Below are 7,456 nucleotides of genomic sequence, written 5' to 3' on the forward strand. Positions count from 1 at the left end.
CCGCCATGGCCGCCCTCGGCCGCGTGGTCGGCACCACGGCCGACGACGCCGCGGCCTCCCGTGCCGGGCTCGGCCTGCCGCCGGCGGGGAACACCGTCCCGGCGGTGCCGGCGGGCGCCGAGGTCGTGGAGGGCGCGACGTTCCGGACCGCCAACGCCGACTTCTACCGCGTCGACACCGCGCTCACGGTCCCCCGCGAGGCGGCGGACACCTGGGTCGTGCGGGTGCACGGCCTCGTCGACCGCGAGCTCGAGCTCACCTGGGACCGGCTGACGCGCACCTTCGACGTAGTCGACCGCGAGATCACCATGGTCTGCGTCTCCAACCCGGTCGGCGGCACCCTGGCCGGCAACGCGGTGTGGCGGGGCGTCCGGCTGGCCGACGTGCTGGCCGAGGCCGGCGTCGACCCCACCGCGGACATGGTGCTGTCCACCTCGGTCGACGGCTGGACCGCCTCCACCCCGCTCGCCGCCCTCGTCGACAGCGACGACGCCATGCTCGCCTTCGGCATGAACGGCGAGCCGCTGCCCTTCGAGCACGGCTTCCCCGTCCGGATGGTCGTGCCCGGCCTGTACGGGTACGTCTCGGCGACCAAGTGGGTCACCGACCTGGAGGTCACGCGCTTCGCCGACGACGAGGCCTACTGGACCCCGCGCGGCTACGCCGCCGAGGCGCCGGTCAAGACCGCGTCGCGCATCGAGGTCCCGGAGTCCTTCGCCCAGCTGCCCGCCGGGACCGTCGTGGTGGCCGGCACCGCCTGGCACCCCGGTCTCGGGGTGGACGCCGTCGAGGTGCGCGTGGACGGCGGTGACTGGCAGCCGGCCCAGCTCGGCGAGGTCCCCGGTCCGACCACGTGGCGCCAGTGGCGCTACGAGTGGGCGGCCGAGCCCGGCCAGCACCGCCTCGAGGTCCGGGCCACCGACGCCGACGGCGAGGTGCAGACCGAGGAGCGGGCGGAGATCGCCCCCGACGGGTCCACCGGCTGGCACTCCGTCGTCGTCACGGTCGCCTGACCGGCGCCCGGCCCCACCGGTGACGGCGCCGGGACGGGGTCCCGACCGGACCGTGACCAGAACGTGACCGACCAGAGCCCCCCGGATGCATCCGGGAGCACCACCGGCGACGTACCCCACACAGGTGCACAGCCACCGCAGACCAGGCGCCCGACCGGCGCCGACCAGAAAACCCGGAGAGCCCGGGACACGAACCCGAAGGGAACCACCATGACCAAGCACCTGCGCCTCGCCCCCGTCGCCATCACCGCCGCCCTCGTCCTCGCCGCCTGCGGCGGGGGCACCGAGGAGGCCTCCGAGGCCACCGCCGACGCCGGTGCGGCCGTCGACTCCGCCACCGCGGAGCCGATGGAGGAGATGTCCGAGGAGCCCTCCATGGAGGAGTCCGAGCCCATGGCGTCGGAGTCCGGCGACATGGCCATGGCCGGCCCCGTGGGCCCCGGCTGCGAGGCCTTCGCCACCGAGATCGCCCCCGAGGGCGAGGGTTCCGTCGAGGGCATGAGCGACGACCCGGTCGCCGTCGCCGCCAGCAACAACCCGATCCTCACCCAGCTGACCGCTGCCGTGTCCGGTGGCATCAACCCCGAGGTCAACCTCGTCGACACCCTCAACGGCGCCGAGTTCACCGTCTTCGCCCCGGTCGACGAGGCCTTCGCCGCGCTCGACCCGGCCACGGTCGAGACGCTGAAGACCGACTCCGCGCTGCTCACGAGCATCCTCACCTACCACGTCGTCCCCGGGCAGATCGCGCCCGCCGACATCGTCGGCAGCCAGACCACCGTCCAGGGCGGCACCGTCGAGGTCGCCGGCACCCCGGAGGCGCTGACCGTCAACGGCGCCAACGTCATCTGCGGCGGCGTCACCACCGCCAACGCGACCGTGTACCTCATCGACGGCGTCCTCACCCCGGCCGCCTGATCCAGGTCGCACCGGCACAGACCCCCGGCCGGGGAGGCGGAGGGATGCCGCCCGCCCCGGCCGGGCCCCCGGGACAGGGGCGCACCACCCTGAACGACCCGTCCGCCTGAGCGTCCCGACGGCCCGTCGCACCCTTCCCGGTGCGGCGGGCCGTCGTCGTGCGCCCGGGGCGTCCTGCCGCGCGCGCGAGGCCACGACCAGCACCGATGCGCCGTCCGGGTGGCCCGGGCGCCTGTCCCCCTCGCCAGGACGAGGCGGGCGGTGTTTACTCATCGCTCGGGGGACGTGACAGACGGTGTGCGAGCACCGTCGGCGAGGAGGGTTCTGACGTGACCACCAGCTGTCCGTCGGCACCGGTCGACCTGCCAGAGGTCGTCAAGGTGGCAGAAGAGCTGGCCTCGGGGCTGAGGACGGACTACGACGACTGCGTCGAGCTCGTCCTGGCGGGGCTCCGGCAGCGCCTGGGCTTCGACGTGGCCTTCGTCGGCCAGTTCCGGGACGGGAACCGCGTCGTGGAGGCGGTCGACTCCGACCCCGAGGACGCGAGCATCCTCGAGGCCGGGCTGTCGGAGCCGCTGGAGCAGAGCTACTGCGCCCGGGTCGCCGACGGCCGCCTGCCGGAGTTCGTCCACGACGCCCGCGCCCAGCCGGCCGTCCAGGACCTGCCCGCCACCCGCGGCCTGCCGGTCGGGACGCACCTCAGCGTCCCGATCCGCTACAGCGACGGCGACGTCTACGGCACCCTGTGCGGCTTCACCCAGACCCCGGACCCCGGCATCCGCGAGCGCGACCTCGGGGTGATGCGCCTCGTCGCGCGCCTGCTGGCCCGCTACCTGGAGGGCGACCGGCTCCCCCGCCGCAGCCGCGAGCAGACCCGCGAGGACGTCGAGCAGGTCATCGACGCCGGCGGCCCGGCCGTGGTCTACCAACCGGTCCGGGACCTGGCCTCGATGGACGTCGTCGGGTACGAGGCCCTCAGCCGGTTCGGCGACGGCGCGCTGCCCGACGAGTGGTTCGCCCGCGCGGCCTCCGTCGGCATGGGCGTGGAGCTGGAGATCGCCGCGGTGCGCAAGGCGCTCACCCGCCTGCCCGACGTCCCGGGCCGCGCCTACCTGGCCGTCAACCTGTCCGCGGCCGCCATCTGCTCCGACGAGATGCCGAGGGCGCTCGGCCCCCTCGACCTGTCCGCGGTCGTCGTCGAGCTCACCGAGCAGACCGGCGTGACGGACTACGCCGCGATGCGCGAGCGGGTCGGCTGGCTGCGCGGGCGGGGCGGTCGCGTGGCGATCGACGACGCGGGCGCCGGCTACGCGGGCCTGCAGCGCATCCTCGAGATGTCGCCGGACGTCATCAAGCTCGACCGCGCCCTGGTGCACGACGTCGCCGAGGACGAGGCGCGCCAGGCGCTCGTCGCGGCGCTCACGTGGTTCGCCCGGCGGACCGGCGCCACCCTGGTGGCCGAGGGCGTCGAGACCTCGGCCGAGGTGGAGGTCCTGCGCCAGCTCGGCGTCCCGCTCGGCCAGGGCTACCACCTGGGGATGCCCGCCCTGCTCGACTGACGGGCGGGCCGACGATCTCGGGCCCCCTCGCACGTCCAGCACCGGACCGGGGAGCCGCGCCGACGATCTCGGGCCCCCTCGCACGTCCAGCCCCCTGGCCGGAGAAGCGCGCCGGCGGTCTCGGGCCCGCTCGCCCGACCGGGGTCCCCGCGGGCCGGGGGCGGGGCGACCTGCCAGCATCGCCGCGTGACCGACCGCGACCTCCTGGCCTACGACCGGGACGCCGTGCGCGTGGTGCGGGAGCCGTGGCTGGGCCGCGAGCAGCTGTCCTACGCGGACCCCCGCCCCCACGACGTCCTCGACGTCCTCGACCTCGCGGTGCACCGGCACCCCGACGCCGTCGCCGTGGTCGACGCCCTCACCGGACGCGCGCGCACGGTCGCGGGGCTGGCGGACGACGTCGCCGTCACGACGGCCGCGCTGCGGGGGGCGGGGGTGAAGCCCGGCGACGGGGTCGGGCTGGCCGCGGCCAACTCCGGCGCGCACCTGGCGACGATCCTCGCGTGCGCGGCGACGGGCGCCGTCGCGGTCGGGCTGTCGTCCCGGCTGGCGACGCCGCAGTGGCGCTACCAGCTCGAGCACTCCGGCTGCCGGCTGCTGGTCCACGACGACAGCCACGCCGACCAGGCGCGGGACGCCGTGCAGGGGCTCGACGGGGTGCGCGCCGCGGGCTGGCTCGGGACTTCCGGCGCCGCACCGGACACCGCCCCCGCCGCGGACGGGCGCTGGGCGGACCTGGCCCGCGACCGGGTGCCCGCCGACCCCGCCGCGGCGTACCAGGTCGTCTGGACCTCCGGGTCGACCGGCCGCCCCAAGGCGAGCCAGGTCGTCCACCGGGCGAGCGTCCACTCCGGGATCGCCTACGACCGGCTGCTGCGCCTGCAGCCCGGCGAGTCGAGCGGGGTGCTGTTCTCGCTGGGCTACATCAGCGCGATGCACGCCCACGTCGTGCCCGCCCTGCTGTCCGGGGCGCGCCTGGTCATGCTGCCGACCGGCTCGGCGCGGACCTGGGTGGAGCAGCTCGCGGCCTTCGACGTCGCCTTCGCCTACGCCGTGCCGTCCTGGTGGCAGGCGTCGCTGCGCGAGCCCGGGCTGGTCGGCGACCGGCTGCCGCTGCTGCGGCTGGCCGGCGCCGGCGGGTCGCCGTTCCCGGACGCCCTCCGCGACGGCCTCGCCGACCGGCTCCCCCGCACCACGCTGATGAACGTCTACGGGCTGTCCGAGACGCACTCCCCCGCGACGACGCTGCGCGGGCCCGCGATGTGGGCCCACCCCGGCGCAGCGGGGCGACCGCTCGAGGTCGTCGAGGTCGAGGTCCGCGACGAGCACGGCACCGTCCTGCCCGACGGCGAGCCGGGCGAGGTGTGGCTGGCGGGGTCCTTGCTGAGCACCGGGTACGCCGCCGACCCGGTCGCGACCGCCGCGGCCTACGTCGACGGGTGGCTGCGGACCGGTGACGTCGGTGTGCTCGAGCCGTCCCGCCCGCAGGACGGCGGGCAGGCCGGCGACCGGGCAGGAGAGGACGACGGCCCCGTGCTGCGCCTGCTCGACCGGGTCAAGGACCTGGTCAACCGGGCGGGCACCAAGGTGTACTCCGCCGAGGTCGAGCGCGTCCTCGACGAGCACCCGGCCGTCGTCGGCTCCGCCTGCGTGGCGGCGCCCGACCCGCGCAGCGGGGAGACGGTGGCGGTGTTCCTCGTGCGGGACCCGGACCTCCCCGCGCCGTCCGACGCCCAGGTGCGGGCGTGGGTCCGGGAGCGTCTGGGGACGGCGGCCGTGCCGAGCACCGTGCGCTGGGTGGACGAGCTGCCGCGGGGCGGGACGGGCAAGACCGACAAGGGGGCGCTCCGCGCGGCGCTCACGGTTCCGCAGGACCGCTGACACGCGGGACACTGGTCGGGTGACGACCACCCCGGACGGCTCCCCCGGCCCCACCAGCGACACCCCCGCGACCCCCGACGCGACCCCGGACGACGCGGCGACCCCTGCCGCGACCGCGGACGACGCGACAGCAGACGACGCCACGACCGACGACGCGACGACCACGGACGCGACGGCCGACGACGCGGGCAGCGACGGCGCGACCGCCGTCGGAGCGCCCACCGACGACGCGGCCGCCCCCGACGCGCCCACCGACGCGACGGGCGCCGACGCGACGGAGGGCGACGGTGGGTCCCACGACGAGCCCACCCTCCACTTCTCCGCGCTCGGCCTGCGCGACGAGCTGCTCGACGCCCTCGACCAGCTCGGCTACGAGGAGCCCACGCCGATCCAGGCCGAGGCCATCCCCGCCCTGCTCACCGGCACCGACCTGCTCGGCCAGGCGGCGACGGGCACCGGCAAGACCGCCGCGTTCGCCCTGCCGCTGCTGCAGCGCATCCGCGCCGACGGCGCCGCCCCCGGGGGCCGCAGCGCCCCGCTCGGCCTGATCCTCGTCCCGACCCGCGAGCTGTGCATGCAGGTCTCCGAGGCGCTGCACAAGTACGGCAAGCAGCTGGGCGTCCGCACGCTCCCGGTGTACGGCGGCCAGCCCGTCATGCGCCAGGTGCGCGAGCTCGAGCGCGGCGTCGACGTCGTCGTGGCCACCCCCGGCCGCGCGGTCGACCTCATCCAGCGCCGCAGCCTCGACCTGTCCGGCGTCAAGGTCGTCGTCCTCGACGAGGCGGACGAGATGCTCGACATGGGCTTCGCGGAGGAGCTCGAGCAGATCCTCGACGCCACCCCGCCCGCCCGGCAGACGGTGCTCTTCTCGGCCACGATGCCGCGCCGCCTGGACTCCATCACCCGCAAGCACCTGCGCGACCCGGTCCGGATCAGGATCGAGCGCGCCGCGCAGGTCGCGGGCGAGGCGCCGCAGGTCCGCCAGGTCGCCTACCTCGTCGACCGCGCGCACAAGACCGCCGCGCTCGGCCGCGTCCTCGACGTGGAGCAGCCGGTGGCGACCATCGTCTTCTGCCGCACCCGCGAGGAGGTGGAGACGCTCACCGAGACGCTCAACGGCCGCGGCTACCGTGCCGAGGCGCTGCACGGCGGCATGACCCAGGACCAGCGCGACAAGGTCATGGGCCGGGTCCGCAACCAGACCGCCGAGCTGCTCGTCGCCACCGACGTCGCCGCCCGCGGCCTGGACATCGACCACCTCACCCACGTCGTCAACTTCGACGTCCCCTCGGCCGCCGAGGCCTACGTCCACCGCACCGGCCGCGTCGGCCGCAGCGGCCGCGAGGGCGTCGCGATCACGCTGGCCGCCCCCCGCGAGCAGCGGCTGCTCCAGCAGGTCGAGCGGCTCACCGGCCGCCGGATCTCCATCGAGACGCTGCCGACGGTGGCGGACCTGCGCGCCCGCCGCCTCGAGGGCACCGTCGCCGCGCTGCGCGAGGCGCTGGGCCGCGACGACCTGCAGGACTTCCGCGACGTCGAGGGCCTCGTGCTCGACGACGCCCCCGCCGGCACGGACCGCGACCAGCTGCTGCTGGCAGCCATCGCCATGGCGCACGCGGCCCGCACCGGTGCCGTCGACGAGCAGGACATCCCGTCCTTCACCGCCCAGCGCGTGCCCCGAGGCGGCGACTACTCCGGCCACGGCCGGGACGCCGCGTTCGGCGGCCGCAGCGCCGGTGCACCCGCCGGCGCCGGCGGGCCCTCGCGCGACGCGGGTCCCGGACCCGGCAAGACGCGGCTGTTCATCAGCCTCGGCCGCGCCGGCGGGATGCGCCCGCAGGACGTCGTCGGCTCCATCGCCAACGAGTCCGACCTCACGGGCAAGGACATCGGCCCGATCGTCATCGCCGAGCGGTTCTCGCTCGTCGACGTCCCCGACGAGGCCGCGACCGGCGTCATCCACGCCCTGCAGGCCACCCGCGTCAAGGGGCGCAAGGTCCAGGTCCGGCGCGACCGCGGCCCGGGTGCCGGCGGCGGCGAGGAGGGCGGCGACCGCCCCGAGCGCGCCGACCGCGGGTACGCCGG

General features: G+C 76.1%; 5 protein-coding genes. All 5 read left to right on the forward strand.

Annotation, left to right across the window (positions count from 1 at the left end):
• Positions 1-1,013 (forward strand): molybdopterin-dependent oxidoreductase (locus tag WCS02_RS15155; RefSeq protein ID WP_340294678.1); only part of this gene is annotated, 1,013 nt, incomplete at its 5' end.
• Positions 1,014-1,223: 210 nt separating this feature from the next.
• The gene (locus tag WCS02_RS15160) at positions 1,224-1,931 is read left to right on the forward strand and encodes a fasciclin domain-containing protein (protein WP_340294681.1); all 708 of its coding nucleotides are present in this window, start codon (positions 1,224-1,226) and stop codon (positions 1,929-1,931) included.
• Between the two features lie 329 nt (positions 1,932-2,260).
• The gene (locus WCS02_RS15165; protein WP_340294683.1) at positions 2,261-3,490 is read left to right on the forward strand and encodes an EAL domain-containing protein; all 1,230 of its coding nucleotides are present in this window, start codon (positions 2,261-2,263) and stop codon (positions 3,488-3,490) included.
• 186 nt (positions 3,491-3,676) lie between these two features.
• Entirely contained in the window at positions 3,677-5,371 is a 1,695-nt protein-coding gene (locus tag WCS02_RS15170) for a class I adenylate-forming enzyme family protein (protein WP_340294686.1), read from the forward strand.
• 19 nt (positions 5,372-5,390) lie between these two features.
• The coding region (locus tag WCS02_RS15175) for a DEAD/DEAH box helicase (RefSeq protein ID WP_340294688.1) at positions 5,391-7,456 on the forward strand (2,066 nt) is incomplete at its 3' end.

The sequence above is a fragment of the Aquipuribacter hungaricus genome, from assembly GCF_037860755.1.
GTDB classification, from domain to species: Bacteria; Actinomycetota; Actinomycetes; order Actinomycetales; family JBBAYJ01; genus Aquipuribacter; species Aquipuribacter hungaricus.